Genomic DNA, 1,246 nt, shown 5'->3' on the forward strand with positions numbered 1-1,246 from the left:
GAATACAATATAATGCAATACAAATCAGGGCAAACAACCGTTTGCCCCTACTGGGAATCGGATACTTCTAGAAAGCGCCAATTCTAGCTACAATGACGTAAATCGTTTTGAAAATTACGAATACATCATACATGGGATGCCATTTGCTTTGATACTGCAAATCTAAATCCACAACATCCTCAAAATCCTTGATGTGCGATCGCCCATTAATTTGCCATTCACCAGTTAATCCCGGTTTGACATTCAACCTTTGCCAATGACGCTGGTTATACTGTATCACCTCATCAGCAGTTGGTGGACGCGTTCCCACCAAGCTCATTTGACCCACCAATACATTCCAGAACTGCGGCAATTCATCTAAACTACTACTCCGCAAAAAACGACCAATTTTCGTCACCCGAAAATCATCTTTATTCTTAAAAATCAGTCCCTCTGATTCATTCTTAACTAAGTTCTTCAGCTTTTCCGCATCCGTTACCATTGAGCGGAATTTGCAAATTATAAAAGTTTTGCCATATAACCCATAGCGCTCTTGGGTAAAGAAAATCGGTCCCGGACTATCTAATTTAACCATAATAGCGATAGGAATAAATACAACCGCTAAAATCAGTAGTCCGATTATGCCACCCATAATGTCCAAAATCCGCTTGAACAGAGAATTGACAGAGGGGTGAGGTGGAATTTCAAATTCCCAAGCTTTGGTATTTGCGCCCTGAAATATTTTGAGAAATTGTATTTGGTACATCTCTAGAATTGAATGTTTAGCAAAAAAGTATGCCAAAACGTATAAATACGTATTCTTTCTTTGACTATAGACTTTGCTTTCAAAAATACAATTACCATCAACCGTATATTCACTGAATCTTCATTGATATTACCCTAGTTATGATTTTTTATAAACTTCATATAAAGGAACTTTAAGATAACTTATGGGGAGTAAAAACTCTATTTCAATGTGTATATTTGAATCAGTTGTCTTTTATCCTACTACTGATTAAGTATTTTCGCTGATGATATTAGCTAATATTTCATTTTTGGAAATATTGGATTTTTGAGAATATATCTATGGAACCATTATTTGGTAAGCTTCTCCCAACTTAGGATGACAAAAATTTTCGGAGGATTCCTATAAATGTTTTGATAATAAACTACCAGTAGCTTGGATAAAATCGCCTAGATAAAAATATAAATTTTTGTAAAGTATAAAAACTAACTGTGCTATTTGCCAATTATGTTTTAGTAGTAG

At 34.9% G+C, this 1,246-nt stretch carries 1 protein-coding gene; it reads right to left on the minus strand.

Annotated elements, in window-relative coordinates; genetic code table 11:
• Positions 1-67: 67 nt before the first annotated feature.
• Positions 68-745, minus strand: a complete 678-nt coding sequence (locus CK510_RS30580) for a sugar transferase (RefSeq protein WP_095725146.1) — start codon at positions 743-745, stop codon at positions 68-70.
• Positions 746-1,246 lie beyond the last annotated feature (501 nt).

It is taken from the genome of Brunnivagina elsteri CCALA 953, assembly GCF_002289455.1.
GTDB lineage: Bacteria > Cyanobacteriota > Cyanobacteriia > Cyanobacteriales > Nostocaceae > Brunnivagina > Brunnivagina elsteri.

Excerpts from the sequence above, each read along its gene's own strand:
- CK510_RS30580 (WP_095725146.1), bottom strand. The coding sequence starts at position 745 with ATGTACCAAATACAATTTCTCAAAATATTTCAGGGCGCAAATACCAAA.